The organism is Sphingomonas sp. BL-S-05 (assembly GCF_055521695.1).
In genome coordinates, this window is the sequence record NZ_CM145499.1 from 2,300,618 (window position 1) to 2,317,380 (window position 16,763).

General features: G+C 68.6%; 10 protein-coding genes. 1 reads left to right on the forward strand and 9 read right to left on the reverse strand.

All coding sequences use genetic code 11. The features are described from left to right. Nucleotides 1-42: 42 nt before the first annotated feature. From ACZ1JS_RS10805 to ACZ1JS_RS10835, 7 genes are all read right to left on the reverse strand, one after another. On the reverse strand, nucleotides 43-3,261 hold the full coding sequence (locus tag ACZ1JS_RS10805) for an error-prone DNA polymerase (RefSeq protein WP_465166061.1): 3,219 nt from the start codon (nucleotides 3,259-3,261) through the stop codon (nucleotides 43-45). 384 nt (nucleotides 3,262-3,645) lie between these two features. Next, a complete protein-coding gene (locus ACZ1JS_RS10810; protein ID WP_465166062.1) occupies nucleotides 3,646-5,190 on the reverse strand; it encodes a Y-family DNA polymerase in 1,545 nt (514 codons plus the stop codon). Beyond that, entirely contained in the window at nucleotides 5,087-5,866 is a 780-nt protein-coding gene (locus ACZ1JS_RS10815) for an ImuA family protein (RefSeq protein WP_465166063.1), read from the reverse strand. Before ACZ1JS_RS10815 ends, ACZ1JS_RS10810 begins: the two co-directional genes overlap by 104 nt. Nucleotides 5,867-6,134: 268 nt before the next feature. Beyond that, the gene (locus ACZ1JS_RS10820; protein ID WP_465168674.1) at nucleotides 6,135-7,019 is read right to left on the reverse strand and encodes a transglutaminase family protein; all 885 of its coding nucleotides are present in this window, start codon (nucleotides 7,017-7,019) and stop codon (nucleotides 6,135-6,137) included. Next, nucleotides 7,019-9,508 (reverse strand): circularly permuted type 2 ATP-grasp protein, encoded by a 2,490-nt coding sequence (locus ACZ1JS_RS10825; RefSeq protein ID WP_465166064.1) that lies wholly within the window; start codon nucleotides 9,506-9,508, stop codon nucleotides 7,019-7,021. Before ACZ1JS_RS10825 ends, ACZ1JS_RS10820 begins: the two co-directional genes overlap by 1 nt. A gap of 151 nt (nucleotides 9,509-9,659) precedes the next feature. After that, on the reverse strand, nucleotides 9,660-11,117 hold the full coding sequence (locus ACZ1JS_RS10830) for a methyl-accepting chemotaxis protein (RefSeq protein ID WP_465166065.1): 1,458 nt from the start codon (nucleotides 11,115-11,117) through the stop codon (nucleotides 9,660-9,662). Nucleotides 11,118-11,232: 115 nt separating this feature from the next. Further along, nucleotides 11,233-12,189, reverse strand: coding sequence for an L-threonylcarbamoyladenylate synthase (locus ACZ1JS_RS10835; RefSeq protein ID WP_465166066.1), 957 nt, complete (start codon nucleotides 12,187-12,189; stop codon nucleotides 11,233-11,235). 46 nt (nucleotides 12,190-12,235) lie between these two features. Here ACZ1JS_RS10835 and ACZ1JS_RS10840 point away from each other — a divergent pair, with 46 nt between their 5' ends. Next, nucleotides 12,236-13,957, forward strand: a complete 1,722-nt coding sequence (locus tag ACZ1JS_RS10840) for an acyl-CoA dehydrogenase (RefSeq protein WP_465166067.1) — start codon at nucleotides 12,236-12,238, stop codon at nucleotides 13,955-13,957. Here ACZ1JS_RS10840 and ACZ1JS_RS10845 read toward each other — a convergent pair. Continuing rightward, nucleotides 13,954-14,952 carry a DUF2332 domain-containing protein gene (locus ACZ1JS_RS10845; protein WP_465166068.1) on the reverse strand — a complete coding sequence of 333 codons (999 nt, stop codon included), beginning with the start codon at nucleotides 14,950-14,952 and terminating at the stop codon, nucleotides 13,954-13,956. The genes ACZ1JS_RS10840 and ACZ1JS_RS10845 overlap by 4 nt on opposite strands. Nucleotides 14,953-14,956: 4 nt before the next feature. Then, nucleotides 14,957-16,762 carry a methyl-accepting chemotaxis protein gene (locus ACZ1JS_RS10850; RefSeq protein WP_465166069.1) on the reverse strand — a complete coding sequence of 602 codons (1,806 nt, stop codon included), beginning with the start codon at nucleotides 16,760-16,762 and terminating at the stop codon, nucleotides 14,957-14,959. Nucleotide 16,763 lies beyond the last annotated feature (1 nt).

The window sequence follows — 16,763 nt, forward strand, 5'->3', positions numbered from 1 at the left end:
CGACCCTCCGCCTTCCGTCCTACGCCGGGCGGCTGGGGGATGTCAGTGGAAATCGCGCGACTTGGGTACCAGCCGCACGTCGCGCGGGTGACGCGAGGCGACCGGACGGATCGCTTCGTCGCCGCGCGACGACGGGATCGGCGGCGGCGCTTCGCCCAGCCTGTCGAGCAGGTCGCTGCGATCCCATACCCGCGCGCCCATCAGGTGGACGATCCCCTCGCGACTGCGCTGCACCTCGCCCTCGACCAGCATCAGCCGCGCGCCCATCACCTCGCGTCGATACGCCTCGAACAGCCGCGCCCACAGCACGACATTGGTGATGCCGCCCTCATCCTCCAGCGTGACGAAGACCGCATTGCCCTTGCCGGGCCGCTGCCGCACGAGGACGAGGCCGGCGGCCGTGACCCTTGCCCCCGCCTTCGCCGCCATGATGCCCGCACAACTGGTCACCCCCATCCGGTCCAGCCGGTCGCGCAGAAACTGCATCGGATGCCCCTGCAGCGACAGGCGCAGCGTCTGGTAATCGGTCACGACATGCTCGACCGCGGGCATCGCGGGCAGCGCCATGTCCGGCTCCGCGCCCAGTTCGGCGGTGCGGGCATGGGCGAACAGCGGCAGTTCGGCATCGGGCGTCCGCCGCACCTCCCACAATGCCGCGCGCCGGTCGAAGCCGATCGATCGGAACGCATCGGCATCCGCCAGCAGCCGCAGCGCCCGCTGCGGCAGTCGCGCCCTTCGCGCCAGTTCCTCGACGCTGGCAAAGGGTCGCGCTTCGGCGATCGCCTCGGCCCATTTCTCCCGAAAGCCATCCATCTGCCGGAACCCCAGCCGCAGCGCGCGTTGCTCCCCCTCCAGCTTGTTGTCCCAGTCGCTGACATTCACATCGATCCCCCGCACCTCGACCCCATGGTCGCGCGCGTCGCGGACGATCTGTGCCGGCGCGTAAAAGCCCATCGGCTGCGAATTGAGCAGCGCGCAGGCGAACACCGCCGGGTGATGGCATTTGATCCATGACGATACATAGACCAGCCTCGCGAAGGACAGCGCATGGCTTTCGGGAAAACCATAGCTGCCAAACCCCTCAATCTGGCGAAAACAACGCTCGGCAAAGTCCGGCTCATAGCCGCGCCGGGTCATGCCCTCGATCAGCTTTTCGCGCAGCTTCTGGATCGTGCCGGGATTGCGGAACGTCGCCATCGCCCGTCGCAACTCGTTCGCCTCGCCCGGACTGAGATCGGCGGCGACGATGGCGAGCTTCATCACCTGTTCCTGGAACAGCGGCACGCCATAGGTCTTGTCGAGCAGCGTCTTGAGTTCGTTGGGATCGTGCGGCGGCTTGGGCGAGGGATAGGTCACCACCTCCTTGCTCGCACGGCGGCGCAGATAGGGATGGACCATGTCCCCCTCGATCGGCCCCGGCCGCACGATCGCGACCTGTACCGACAGGTCGTAGAGGTTTTCGGGCTTTAGCCGCGGCAGCATGTTCATCTGCGCCCGGCTCTCGACCTGGAACACGCCGATGCTGTCGCCCCGGTGCAGCATACGGTAAACATCTTCATCGTCCGCCTTCAGGTCGACGGTCAGGTCATGCTCGCCAAGGCCGTGTCGCCGCAGCAGGTCGAACGCCTTGCGGATGCAGGTCAGCATGCCGAGCGCCAGCACATCGACCTTCATCAGCCCCAGCGCGTCGATATCGTCCTTGTCCCATTCGATGAAGGTCCGCCCTTCCATCGCGCCGTTATGGATCGGCACCAGTTCGTCCAGCCGCCCCTGCGTCAGCACGAAGCCGCCGACATGCTGCGACAAATGGCGCGGGAATTCGAGGATCTGATCGACCAGCCAGCGCAGCTGCGCAATGTCGGGATTGTCGAGGTCGAACCCGGCACTGGTATAGCGCCGCGCCTCCATCTGCCCGGCGAAACTGCCCCATACGGTGCTGCCCAGCCGCTGCGTCACGTCGCGGGTCAGGCCCAGCACCTTGCCGACCTCCCCCACTGCGCTGCGCGGGCGGTAATGGATCACGGTCGCGGCGATGCCCGCCCGCTCGCGGCCATAGCGGGCATAGATATACTGGATCACCTCCTCGCGCCGTTCATGTTCGAAATCGACGTCGATATCGGGCGGCTCGCCCCGCTGTTCGGACACGAATCGCGAGAAGAGCAGATCATGCTCGCGCGGATCGACCGAGGTGACGCCCAGCAGGAAACACACGATCGAATTGGCCGCCGACCCGCGCCCCTGGCACAATATCGGCGGGTCGCACGTCCGCGCGAACCGGACCAGATCATGGACGGTCAGGAAATAATGCGCGTATTTCTCGCTGCGGATCAGCGCGAACTCCTCGTCCAGCCGCCGCCGCACCTCGACCGGCAGATCGGGACCGTAGCGTTCATGCGCGGCGGTCATCGTCAGATGCTCCAGCCAGTCCTGCGCCTCCCATCCCGGCGGCACCGGTTCGTGCGGATATTCATATTTCAGGTCGGTCAGGCGAAAGCGGATGCGCCGGAGGATTGCGACGCTTTCCGCGACGGCTTCAGGGCAATCGCGGAACAGCCGCGCCATTTCTTCCGGCGATTTCAGGTGGCGTTCGGCATTGGCGGCCAGCCGCTTGCCGGCGGCGGCGATCGTCGTCCCCTCGCGGATACAGGTCAGCACATCGTGCAGCGGGCGCTGTTCGTGGCTCGCATAGAGCGCGTCGTTGGTCGCGAGCAGCGGCACGCCGATGGTCCGCGCCAACGCGATCCTTGCCGCCAGCCGCCGCCGGTCGCACCCGCCACGCGGCATCGTCGCCGCCAGCCATACCCGCCCCGGACAGGCATCGCGCAGCCACGCCAGCAACGCCGCATCGGGCGCAGTGACGATCAGCAACAGCCCCTCCTGCCAGTCGAGCAGATCGGCCAGTTCGAGGTGGCAGTCCCCCTTCTTCGCCTTGAGATTGCCGCCGCTGAGCAACCGGGTCAGCCGCCCCCAAGCCGCACGGTCGACCGGATAGGCGACGATGTCCGGCGTCCCGTCGGCGAATACCAGCCGCGCACCGACGACAAGGTCGAAGGGATAGTCGGGCAGCCCGGCCTCATGCCGCTTCTCCTTCGCATTCTTTAGCGACAGAAACGCCTGCACGACCCCGGCAACCGTGTTGCGGTCGGCGATGCCGATCCCGGCCATCTCCAGTGCGTTCGCCTGCCCAACCATCTCGGACGGTGGCGACGCCCCGCGCAGAAACGAGAAATGCGTCGCGGCGATCAGTTCGGCAAAGGCCATCTCACGGAGCCTCGCCCGCTCCGTTCGTCACCCCGCCACCCTTCGTCATCCCGGCCTGGGCGGGGATGACGAAGGAGCCAGCAACTAGCATCACCGCCCCAATTTTCGTCATTCCCGCGCAGGCGGGAATCCATATGCGCTGACGTCTCGCCTCCATCCGCAGCACAGGCACATATGGACTCCCACCTATAAGAGACCTCTGCGAACAAACGCCGCCTATCCCGAAGCTCTTCCGTACCCCCGCGAAGGCGGGGGCCCAGAGCCAAGCAAGACAAAGCTTCGCGAGGGTGCCCCTGGATCCCCGCCTTTGCGGGCATACGGTGACGCGAACCATCGCAGAAGTCCCGCCTCCGCGGGAATGACGGGGGCCAGCGAACCACCCGCTCACGCAAACACCCCATGCACATACCAGAGCGGATCGGGCGTCTCGCGATCGTACAGCCCGTGCCGAAAGATCCAGTAGCGCCGCCCCCGCACATCCTCGACCCGGTAATAATCGCGCGTCCGCACCTTGGCCTGCCCGCGCCGCCACCACTCGGCCGCGATCCGCTCCGGCCCCTCGAACCGGATCACGTCGTGCAGCACGCGGCGCCAGCGGAAGCGATGCGGCGGGCCATCGGGCACCTCCGCCATCACCTCGATCCGTTGCGGCGGGTCGAACAGGTGGATCGGGCGCAGCGGCGGCTCGCCGGCCTCGGGCGCGTCCCAGCCGGTCGGGACCGGCGCATCGATCGCGTCGATGGTCAGCACGCCCTGTTCGGGCAGATGGCTGTCGCCCGGCGCGACCCGAGCAATGCGCCCCCGGCCAAGGCGGGTACTGAGGCGATCGACCAACGCCGCCATCGCCTCCTCGCTGACCGCGCCACCCTCTAGCTGCAATTGCGTCGGCGCGAGCGGCTCGAGCGCGGGGACGATCATCCGGATCATGTCGAAACCGAACCCCGGATCGATCGGATCGGCCAGCGCATCGATCCGTTCGCGGAACAGCCGCAGGATCGACGGCGGATCGCGAAGCGGCAGCCCGCTTTCGACCGCCAGATCGCGCAGCGCGCCATCGGCCCGGTACAGCCGCACCGCAAAGCGCCGCCCGCCGCGGTCGCGTGCGGTCAGTTCCGCTTCCGCCTCCGCCGCCAGTTCGCCGATCGCCGCCAGCACGTCGGCATCGCGCGCGATCGGTTCGGCAAAACGCCGTTCGAAGAACAGGGCCGGCAAGGCTCGCCGTGGCCGCAACCGCTGATCGGCATCGCCCAGCAACCGTGCCAATGCCGCCACCGTCTCGTCGCCGAAACGCGCCGCGATCGGCGCGGTCGGACGGCTCGCGAGATCGCCAATGGTGCGCAGACCCGCCCGGCGTAGCGCCACCGCAACCTCGTCGTCGAGCCGCAGCGCCGCCACCCCCAGCCGCCGGATCGCCGCCGCCTCGCTCGCCGCCGGCGCGCTCTGGAACCGCGCCAGCGCCTGCGCCGCATCGGGCGTGTCGGCCAGCGCGTGGCGCAGCGTCCCGAACCGGGCAAGCCGCGCCTCGACCTCCGCCACCAACGCCCCCTTGCCGCCGAACAGATGCGCGCAGCCGGTAATGTCGAGCGTCACCCCGTCGCCGCCGTCCAACGCCACCAGCGGCGTGAACCGGTCGCAGGCATCGGCGATCCGCTCCAGCCAGCCATGATCGGCGAACGGATCGGCATCAACCACCACCAGTTCGGGCAGTTGCGCCCGCGCATCGGCCAGCGCCATGCCGGGGGCCAGCCCCTTGTCGAGCGCTTGCGGGTCGACCGATGCGATACGCAACGCGCCCCGCACCGTCTCGACACAGACGAACGGGGCGTCATCCGGCACGGCGCAGGGGGATTGGCGCAGCAGCCGGTCGGCGGGCAGGAACGGCCACCACAGCGCCAGATGGCGTCGGGCTGGTGAAGACGGCTTGCTCACGGTTCCACTCCACTTGCCAGCGGCCATCGGCACCCCGGCCGCGCTGACGCAATAATTCCAGGTCGAAGGTCGGATGGCCGGGCGCATTGGCCGGCAGGGGCTGCGACGCGCACGACCGCACCGCCCAGCGGGTATCGGCGGCGCTTGCCACCGGCGTCGCGGCGATGCGCAGCAACAGCGCCGCCACCCCGCTTTCCTCCGCCGCCAGCGCGAGCCGGCGGCTGGCGGTCAGGTCGAGCACCTTGGGATCGCGGTGCAGTTCGATCACCGCCACCCCGACCCCGGCACAGCGCACGACATCGGACGCCGCACGCAGCACCGACAGCGCATCGGGCAGCACCCCCAGCAACAGTCGCGCGGGGTCCAGCCCGATCTCGACCAGTCCCGGCGCATGGAGATGCCCCCCGCCCCGCACCGCCGCCTCCTCGCGCAGCCATACGATGCCGCCGCCCATGCGAATCGCCAGCATCCCCGCAAAACCGGTCGCACTGCCGGCATCGCCCGCCTCCAGCGCGAAAATCTCGTGCAGCCGTCCGCGCGCGACTCCACCGCCCAGCGCGGCGTCGATATCGGCATGCCCGGTCGCGACCCGCTCCGCCTTGCCCACCGGCGCGCGCCGCTCCATAGCGGCGACTTGCCGCTTCAGCGCGGACAGGGTGGACGACTCTGCGTTCATGGTTTGTTCTTTATCCCCCAACCCTTATGGATTCGTCAATCCGGGTTGGAAGGGGTGTCAGCGCGCAACCTAAAAAGATTTTCGCGCAAAGGCGCAAAGGACGCCAAGAGGTTGCGCCTCCTGGGAAGCAACTGCCTACGGCAGACGCCATCCTCTCAAAGCATTGACGATGAGGGCGCTGGCGTGGGCAGGCTTCACCAAAAGCCGAACCCTTGGCGTCCTTTGCGCCTTTGCGCGAACCACTTCTCTGCGCTGCTATGCGGACCCTCTACCCAACCGGCAACGGCTCGACATCGACCGACACATGCATCGTCTGCGCGCCCGATCCCAGCACGACGCCATCGATCGGCGCGATGTCGGCATAGTCGCGGCCGATCGCCATCACGACATGGTCCTCCGCCATCCAGATGCCGTTGGTCGGATCGACTCCGACCCATCCCAGCTCGGGACCGGCCCAGACCAGCACCCACGCATGCGTCGCATCGGCCCCGACCAGCCGCTCCTGCCCCGGCGGCGGCAGCGTGCGTAGATAGCCCGAGCAATAGGCGGCGGGCAGCCCCGCGCCGCGCAGGCCCGACAGCATGATTTGCGCGAAATCCTGACACACGCCCCCTCGCTTGGCGAAGGCTTCGGCGGGCGGCGTATCGACCAAAGTCGCGGTCGGATCGAAGGCAAAATCCCCCTGGATCCGCCGGGCCAGCGCGATCGCCGCGTCGAGGATGCCGCGGTCGTCGGTCAGGTCCTCGGCACACCATGCCGCGATTTCGGGTACGATCGGGACGTGGGCGGAGGGGAAGAGATAGCTGACCGGGCTGGCCGGCCCCGCATCCTGCACCGCCGCCACCATCGCCCGGATATCGCCCAGCGTCGGGTCGCCCGGTGACGGCAACGGTATCGGACGCTCGACCCGCACCGTCGCGCGGCTCTCGATCGTCAGCGTCTTTTCAGGCCGATCGACTACCAATCGCGTTACATTGGCCAACCCAGCCTGCGCCCGCGCCGGCGCGGTCCGCCCCCCCGGCTCGACCAGCAGCGCATAATCCTCCAGTTCCTGTCCCGACCACAGGATCGGGCGCAGGCGCAGGTTGCACCGCGCGAACCCGGCCGCCTCGGCATAGTCGAAGCGGGTGATATGGCGGATGGCATAGCGCATCATGCCAGCGTCAACCCGGCTTCGCGAAGCGCCTGCGCCCCCTGCAGGAAATAGCGCGTGGCGATGGCGTCCGACAGCTTCTGCAACTGCTGGTTGATCTCCAGCAGCCAGCCCCGATCGAGCCGTTCGGCCGATCCGATCGCGATCGCCGCGGTCAATCGCGCGGCGATGCGCTGCTGCGGTTCGGCGATGCCGGCATCGTTCAAGACCGGCAGCTTGCACAGATGCTGGACGATCGTTTCCACCTGAAAGGCGATGCCGCGCGGATTGCCGGGGTCGAGCGCGATCAGGTCGATCACCGGCACCCGTGCGAACCCGATAAGATAGCGCTGGCGATAGCTGATCAGGCTGTCGGCGAGGTCGAGCAGCGTCGACAGGTCCTCGGCGCTCGCCCGGCGCAGATCGACCGCCAGCAAGGTACGCGTCGCCGCCATCGCGCGTTCGATCCGCCGCCCCAGGTCGTGGAAGCGCCACGCATCGGTACGCCCCATATGTTCTGCCGACAGCCCGGCCAGCGCGGCATAGCGACGCTGCAACGTGCCCGCGCGGTCGAGCAACGTGCCTGCGGTCGGATGCGGCGCGTCGAGCAGCCGCACCATGTCCGCCGACAGCCGGTCGCGCGAAACCCCGCCGATACCCGTCGCCATGCGGTTGATCGCGCGCACGCTGCCCCAGCCCTCGACCGATTCCATCGCCTCCCGCCCGAAATCGACCAGATCGCGGCGACGGTGGCTGGGCGGCCGGGCGGCGGCACCGGTATCGGCGATGATCGTCACCAGCCGCTCGACCGTTTCCGGAGCCAGCGCCGCGCCGGTATCGGCCGAGATCGAATGGCCGAATAGCACGCGGATGACGCCCAGCAGCGCCTCGCCCCGTTCCAGATAGCGCCCCAGCCAGAACATGTTGTCGGCGACGCGGCTGGGCAGCGTGCCGGGATTGCGGCGCAGTTCGACGCTGTCTGCGGGCTGGAGCAGCGATATTGGCGCGACCGGATCGGGACCGTGGACGATGACGTCGGCCGACCACGACCCCTCGCCCATCACCGCCGCGCGTGCATCGGGCTGGTCGCCGATACGGACGAACCCGCCGGGCAGCACCACCCAGCGCCCGTCGGCGCCGCGCGCGGCAAAAACCCGCAGCGAGAAGGGACGCGGCTGCAAACCCTCGCCACAGGCGGTCGGCATGGTCGAAAGCTCGGCGACCTCCTGACCCACATAATCCTGCGGCCGCAACGCCATCGCTATCGCCAGCCGTTCGCGTGCCTCGTCGTCCAGTGCAGCGCCCAGCACGGCGCCGTCCGGCAATCCTGCGACCGGCGGACCGGCAAAGGCCGGTCCCACCACGAGCTGATCGAGCGAGGCCAGCACATGCGCACGGTCCGCCGCGCGACCGCACCACCATGTCCCGATCGACGGCAATGCGGGCGCACGCCCGAGCAGCCGTTCGCCCAGCGCCGGCAGGAGCGCTGCAAAGGCCGGCGATTCAAGGACGCCGACGCCCGGCGCATTGGCGATCACGACATTGCCCGCCGCCATCGCGTCGACCAGCCCCGGCACGCCGATCGTCGAACCGGCATCGAACGCCAGCGGGTCGATCAAACGTGGGTCGATCCGCCGCCACAGCGCGTCGATCCGCTTCAACCCGGCGATGGTGCGGACATAGAGGTGATCGTCGCGCACTGCCAGATCGGCACCCTCGACCAGCAGGAACCCCAGATAGCGCGCCAGATGCGCCTGTTCGGCATAGCTGGGATTGAGCTTGCCCGATGTAAGCAAGCCGATACGCGGCTCCGCCCGGCGACAGGCGGCGGCGATCCCGGCGCGCATCGCCGCGAAGAAGGGCGCGTGGCGTTCGATATTCAACCGCGACGGCAGACCGCCCAGCGTCCGCGCCATCGCCAGCCGGTTTTCGAGCGCATATCCCGCCCCCACCGGCACGCGGACATGGTCCGCCAGCACCCGCCAGCGCCCGTCCGGACCGCGGCACAGGTCGGCGGCGACGAAGTGCAACTGGTGCCCGCCTGGCGGCACGACGCCGACCATCGGCCGCAGGAACAATGGCGATCCGGTGACCATCATCGCCGGCAAGGTGCCGTCCGCGACCAGCCGCTGGTCGCCATGGATGTCGGCGATCACGCTCTCGAACAGGTCGGCGCGTTCGGCCATACCGTCGGCGATGGTGCGCCATTCGTCGGCACCGATCAGCAGCGGGACCGGCGACAGCGGCCAGCGGCGTTCCTCGCTCTCGCCCGCCGCGCGATAGGCGGTGCCGATATCGTCGGCATGGCGTTGCGCCCGTTCGCGCGCGGCGGCCAGCGTGCTGCCGGGCAGGCTGGCCAATTCCTCGAACGCGACCTCCCATGCCGCACGGTCCCCGGCGCAGGCGGCCGACAACATGTCGCCCTGCGGCGCGCGGGTCCGATACTCCGTCAGCCAGCGCTCACCCGTCGCGCCAGCATCAAACCGTCCGTTGATCGCGCGGCTGGCCATAATGCTTCCCAAAACCCCGACCATTCCCAAGCACGCGCGCCGCACAGGTGCAACCGGTTTGCGGAAATGGGTACGGATGCGAGGAGGTTTCTCCGCGCAGCACAAGAGCCTCGAACCTCCTACTCCCCCGTCGGAAGTAGGAGGTCCGGCTTTACGCCGCCGCCAGGCGCTGCTGCATCCGGTGCACCTCGTTGCCGCCGTCCCCAGCCCCGGCGAGCTTGAAGCGCGCGACTTCGGTTGCCAGCACTTCGGCCTCCTGCGCGAGCACGCGGGCGGCGGCGGTCGCTTCCTCGACCATCGCCGCGTTGCGCTGCGTGACATTGTCCATCTCGGACACGGCGGTATTGACCTGTTGCAGGCCGGTCGACTGCTGCGCCGCCGACATGGCGATGCCCGAGACGAGGTCGCTGATCTCGCCGATACGGCCGATGATCCGTTGCAGCGCCTGTCCCGTCGCATTGACCAGTTCGACGCCGACATCGACCTGTTCGGACGAGGCGAGGATGCGCGTCTTCACGTCCTTGGCGGCGTCGGCCGAACGCTGCGCCAGCGCCCGGACTTCGGAAGCGACGACGGCGAAACCCTTGCCCGCTTCGCCCGCACGGGCCGCCTCGACACCGGCGTTCAGCGCCAGCAGGTTCGTCTGGAACGAGATGCCGTCGATGACGCTGATGATCTCGCTGATTTCGGCCGAGGAGCGCTGGATCCCGCCCATGGCGTCGACCGCGCGGCGGACGATCTTGCCCGATTCCTCCGCTTCGCCGCGTGCTTCGCCAACGATGCGGTCGGCACGCGATGCGCCCTCGGCGGTCTGGCGGACGGTGCCGACGATCTGTTCCATCGCCGCCGCCGTTTCCTCGAGGCTCGCCGCCTGCTGTTCGGTGCGCTGCGACAGGTCGTCCGATGCGTGGCGGATATTGCCCGATCCGATGCGGATCTGCTCGCCCGACCGGGTGACCATGCCCAGCGTCTCGCACATCTGCTTGCGCATCGCTTCGAAACTGTCGGCCAGCGCCTGATATTCGCGCGGCAGCCCCTCCAGCGACACGGTCAGGTCGCCCTGCGCCATCCGTTCGAACGCAACCCCGCAGCGTTCGATGACGGCGCGCCGCCCGGCCTGTTCCGCCTCGAAATAGGCGGCGAGCGCGATGTCCATGTCGATCAGCGACGCCTTAACCAGCGCGGTCGCCGCCCGTGCACGCGCCCGCGCCCCGAACGGCCAACCGATCCGCCCGAGCACCAGTCGCGGCAGGACATGTTCCAGCATTCGTGCGTAGCCGCTGATATACCAGGTCGGGGCCAGCCCGATGCGGGCATGGACCTGCCCGATATTCGATGCGGCAGCGGCATAGTCGCGGTTGATCGGCCCCGAAAACAGCTTGCGCCAATGCTCGAGCTGCTTGTCGCGGGCATGGTCCATCCGCGCCTGCGACTGAAACATCGCGTTGATCGACGGCGTCGCCGCGATATGCCGGTAGAGCGCGGTCAGCGCGGCGGGCGCATGGCGCTCGATCGCGCGCTTGACCCGCGGAAACGAACGATAGCTGCGATCATCATAGGCGAACGCCGCCAGTCTCTTGTCGAAATCAATTTCGTCAGTTGCACTCACGATCGGTACCCTCCCGTACCAACGCAAGCTATCGCGCGACGGTTAATGTTGCGTAGCTTTTTAAAGGCATGGGCCGCGCGTAAGTACTGGTAAATCGCGGACTTAACGCATCAGGTCAGGCCGGTGTCGCCGCGCGGCGCAACCGGTCGTTGATCGCCGCACCCAATCCCGCATCGGGGATCGGCGCTACGGCGATTCGCCTGGCGACCGACGCATCGGCGACGTGCAGCGCGTCGAACAGCCGTGCCGCCGCCTCGACCGGGTCGCCGCTGGCCGACAGCGTCGCGTCGCCCGCGAACGGCCCGAAACCGATCCACCATTCGCCGTCCCGGCGATCGGTTGCGTGCAGCCGAACCGGCTTCGACGGGGCATAATGGCTGGCGAGCTGCCCCGGTGCCTCGATCCCCGCCCCCGCTCCGCCGACCGCTACGCCCAGCAGGTCCGCTACCGCCGATCGCGTCACCGGGCCGGGGCGCAGTTCGCGGACCTCGCCGTCGATACAGGCGATGATCGTCGATTCGATGCCGCGTGTCGTCGCTCCGGCATCGATGACCAGCGGGATGCGACCGTCGAGGCTGCGCAGCACATGCTCGGCCCGTGTCGGGCTGATCGATCCGCTGGCATTGGCGGAGGGCGCGGCGAGCGGCCGTCCGGTCGCCGCCAGCAACGCCTGCATCGCGTCGTGCGCCGGCACCCGGATCGCGACCGTGGGCAGCCCGGCGGTCACCAGCGCGGCGATCCCCGCCCCCGCGCGCATTGGCAGCACCAGGGTCAGCGGACCCGGCCAGAAGGCGTCGGCCAGCCGCAATGCATGGTCGTCGAACACCGCCAGCGCCTGCGCCGCCGCCAGCGTCGGCACATGGACGATCAGGGGATTGAACCCCGGCCGCCCCTTCGCCGCATAGATGCCGGCGACCGCATGCGAATCACCCGCGTCGGCGGCAAGGCCATAGACCGTCTCGGTCGGCACCGCGACGCAGCCGCCGTCCGCGATCACCGCCGCCGCTGCATCGATCGCCGCCATGCCGTACGGTAAGGTGACGGTGGCGATGCGGGGGTTTGGAGCGGTCATGATTTGGGCGCTATACCGGCAAAAACACGAGATCGAGAGAGGGCAAATGGAGCTGACCCCCGCCACCGCCGAACAGCGTTTCGCGCTGACCCATGCCGCCGGGATCGAGGCGCTGGCCGCCGATCCGCGCTTCGCCGATGCGACGCCCGACATGCTGGATGCGATCCTGACCGGGATCGGCGAGTTCGCAGCCGGTGAATGGCGGCCGCTCGACCGGATCGGCGACACGGTCGGCGCGCGGTGGACCGCCGATGGGGTGGTGATGCCCGAAGGCTATCGTGCCGCCTATCAGGCCTATGTCGCGGGCGGCTGGGGCACGATCGGATCGCCCGCCGATTTCGGGGGACAGGCGATGCCCTTTGCCGTCGCGACCGCGGTACTGGAGACGCTAGGGACCGCCAATCTCGGCTTCGCGCTCGCCCCCACGCTCACGGTCGGCGCGATCGAGGCGCTGACCCATCATGGCAGCGCCGAGCAACAGGCGCGCTATCTGCCCAAACTGGCCACCGGCGAATGGACCGGTACCATGAACCTGACCGAGCCGCAGGCCGGATCGGACGTCGGCGCGCTGACCACACGGGCCGAGCCGGTGGGCGACGGCAACTGGCGCATTCGCGGCACCAAAATCTATATCTCGTTCGGCGATCACGACATGGCCGACAATATCGTCCATCTGGTGCTCGCCCGCACCCCCGGCGCGCCGGCAGGGACCAGGGGCATTTCGCTGTTCCTCGTTCCCAAATACCGGCTCGACGCCGATGGCAATCCGCGCGAGCCGAACGACATTCGTGTGGTGTCGATCGAACACAAAATGGGGCTGCATGCCTCGCCGACCTGCGTGCTGTCGTTCGGCGACAATGGCGACTGTATCGGCGAACTGATCGGGGCGGAGGGCGCGGGGATGCGCGCGATGTTCACGATGATGAACAATGCCCGCCTGAATGTCGGGCTGCAGGGGGTACAGGTGGCGGAGGCGGCGACACAGCGGGCCGTCGCCTATGCCCGCGAACGCGTCCAGTCGCCGCGCGCCTCGGCCGGCGGTGCCCCGGTCGCGATCATCGAGCATCCCGATGTCCGCCGAATGCTGCTGCGCATGACCGCGCAGACCATGGCCGGGCGGGCGCTGGTCTATTACGCCGCGGGGCAGGTCGATCGCGCGACGCTGGGGATCGAAGGGGCGAAGGCGCGGCTCGATCTGGTGACGCCGCTCGCCAAGGCGCATGGCACCGATATCGGCTGCGAAGTCGCGAGCCTTGGCGTACAGGTCCATGGCGGCATGGGCTATGTCGAGGAAACCGGCGCGGCGCAGCATTATCGCGACGTCCGCATCACCCCGATCTATGAGGGCACCAACGGTATTCAGGCCGCCGATCTGGTCGGACGCAAGCTGTCGGGCGATGGTGGGGCGGCGATCGACGCGCTGTTCGCCGACATGCGCGGCGAGGTCGAACACGCCGCGCTTGGCGATCTGCTCGGCGATACGCAGGCGGTGGCGCGCTGGATGCTGGAGGCGAGCGTCGACGATCGGCTGGCGGGCAGCTACCCGTTCCTGACGATGCTCTCGACCTGCGTCTGCGGCTGGCTGCTCGAGCGGCAGGGCCGTGCGCTGGCCGGGGTCGCCGACGCCGACTTCGCGGCGCGCAAGCGGGCGGCGGTCGCGTTCTACCTCGACCGGATCGTGCCCGAAGCGCGTGGCCTCGGCATGGCGGCGATGGCGGGTGCCGGCGGATTATACGGCCTCAGTGCGGAACAGTTCGCCGCAAGCTAACCCTGCCAGTCGATCCAGTTGCCATAAGCGTGGCAGGTCGCCAGATGGCGGACGTGGCCGTCGGGATAGGTGGTGAGCGTCAGATGGACCGCATCCCGCGCGTCGGTCCATTCGAAGCCGATTCGTGCCAGCGGGTAGTTTGCCGTCGCCATGGCGTCCGTCACCTGCGCTCGGGTCGTGGCGCTGCAATATTGCAGCGCCATGGTGTGGATGACGACGCGGCAGATACCGTCCGCAGGCGGATGCGTCAGTTCTGCGGGTAGCCAGCGGGCGATGTCGTCGCATGCGATCGGTGGCGGCACGTCGTCGGCGATCGCCAGCGCGTGGCGCAGCCGTTCGGCGCGTTCGGGTTCGTCAGCCCAGACATAGGCCATCAGCCGTTCGCGCGCTTGGCGATCGGCGGCGGCGAGCGGGCGCAGATCGACGCCGCGCGTCGCCACGATCTCGACCGGGCGCGCGACCGGGGCCTGCCCACGCCAGTCAGGCGCGATCCGTACCGGCGAATCACGATGCCCGACCGCAACCCCGCCCAGATCATAGGCATAATAAGCGAGGTTCAGGTTCAGCCCGGCGCTCGCGCCCAATTCGAGCAGTTCGACCGGCAGGTCGTGGATGCCACGTAGCGTCATCAACGCGGCCATGATCGCCGCCGCGCGCCCGACCTCGTTGGTCTGGGGCGGCAGCCGCATCCAGTCGGCGATGAAGCCGTCCGCCGCCGCCATGGCGTCGCCGATCACCGCGTCGAAATCGCCGGTCCGCTTGGCGTAGAGTGCACCGAGCGCCGGATCATCGCCGCGCCGCGCCAGCGCATGGAGCGCGGCATTGAACCGCATCGCCAGCGCATCGGCGGCGGCATCGCCCGGCCAGTCGGCGATCAGTGCTGCGGTCTGCGGCGCGCGAGCGAGTTGACGCTCCCCCGCCCCCAGTACCGCCGCGACGAACGCCGAGCCCAGGTCGCGCGCGACCAGTGCATATTGCCCCAATGGACCCGGCATGACGTCAGAACGCGTCCCAGTCGTCGCTCGCATTGACCGCGCGTCGCGGAGCAGGCTCGGGCGGGGCGACCCAGCGGCGCTGCTGCTTGCGCGGCGTGAATTTCGCTACGTTCGCTGCGCTGCCGCCATCGATCGCGAAGGTGGCGACCGATCCGGCAAGCGCTTCGGCCTCCGACACAAGCTGGCGCGCGGCGGCGGAGGTCTGTTCGACCATTGCCGCATTCTGCTGCGTCATCGCGTCCATCTCGGCGATGGCGACGTTGATCTGGCCGAGGCTGGTCGCCTGATGCTCCGACTGACGGGCGATAGCGTCGATCGACCCGCTGACCGACGTCACACGCTCGATAATCCGTCCCAGCGCCTGCCCGGTCTCCCCGACCAGCTGCACGCCGGACTGGACATGGGTCGACGCCGACTGGACCTTGTTCTTCACCTCGGTCGCGGCATCGGCCGAACGCTGCGCCAGCGCGCGGACTTCGGAGGCGACGACGGCGAAGCCCTTGCCCGCCTCGCCCGCGCGCGCCGCCTCGACCCCGGCGTTCAGCGCCAGCAAATTGGTCTGGAACGCGATGCCGTCGATCAGGGTGATGATCTCGGCGATCTCGTTGCTGGCACGTTCGATGCCGTGCATCGCCTCGATCGCCTGCCGCACGATCGCGTCGCCGCGCTCCGCCTCGGTTCGGGTGTCGGCCATCGCGCTGCTAGCGCCGGTCGCCGCCCCCGCCCCGTCGCGGATCGATTTGGTCACTTCGTCCAGCGCCGACGACGATTGCTGCAACGCCGCCGCCTCGCGCTCGGTCCGTTCGGCGAGATCCATGGCGGCTTGAGAGATTTCGTCGGAATTATGCTTGATGCTCTGCACCGTGCCGCGCACTTCGCCCAGCACCCGGTTCAGGCTGGACGTGGCGTTGTTGAAATCGTCGGACAGCGCGCGGAACGCGTCGGGCACATCGGCGACGCGCGCGGTCAGATCGGCCTGCGACAGGCTGCGCAGGCCGCCGCCGATCGCCGTCATCGCCGCCAGCCGGTCGCGATCGTCGGCGACCTTCGCCGCCGCCGTGTCGCGGAACACCAGCACCGCACGCGCCATATCGCCCAGTTCGTCGCTCCGCCCCGCCGCGTCGACCGCGATATCGTGCCGCCCCGCCGCCAGATCGGCCATCGCCTGCGTCAGCGCGGTGATCGGACGCGCAATCTGGCGGCTGAGCATGATCGACAGCGCGACGGCGATCCCGATCAGCGCGACGCCACCGATGACTAGCGCGATCAGCGCGGTGGTGATCGCGCTCGCCTGCGCCGCCGAGTTCGCGTCCATCTCCTCGGTTTCGGTCGCGCGTAGCGCGCGCAGCGGCAGCGCCACCTTGCTGACCAGAACCTTCTGCCCGGCGGCGCGCACTTCCTCCTGCGCCGCGTCGCGTTCGCCGGCCTTGACCTTCGCAATCAGCCGGTCGCCCCAATTCCGCCGCCATGCCAGCGTTTCGCGACGCGCTTCCTCCAGCTGATCCTTTTCGGACTGGATGGTCAGCATTCCCGCCAGCGCGGCGGCCGTCTCGTCGAACTCCTGCCGCCCTTCGTCATAGGATTTCAGATAGGTCGGATCGCCGGTGACCAGAAACCCGCGAAACTGGCTGTTCTGCCGCAGGATCGAGGTTTCGAGCGTCAACGCCTTGGCATAGACGTCCCGGCTGTGATTATTCCGTTCGGTCGACCGCGCGATCATCATGATGCTGACGAAGAACACCAGCATCACCACCGCCGCCGAAGCGATGACGGCGAGGAACGACAGCCCAAGCTTGCGAGGAATTCTCATG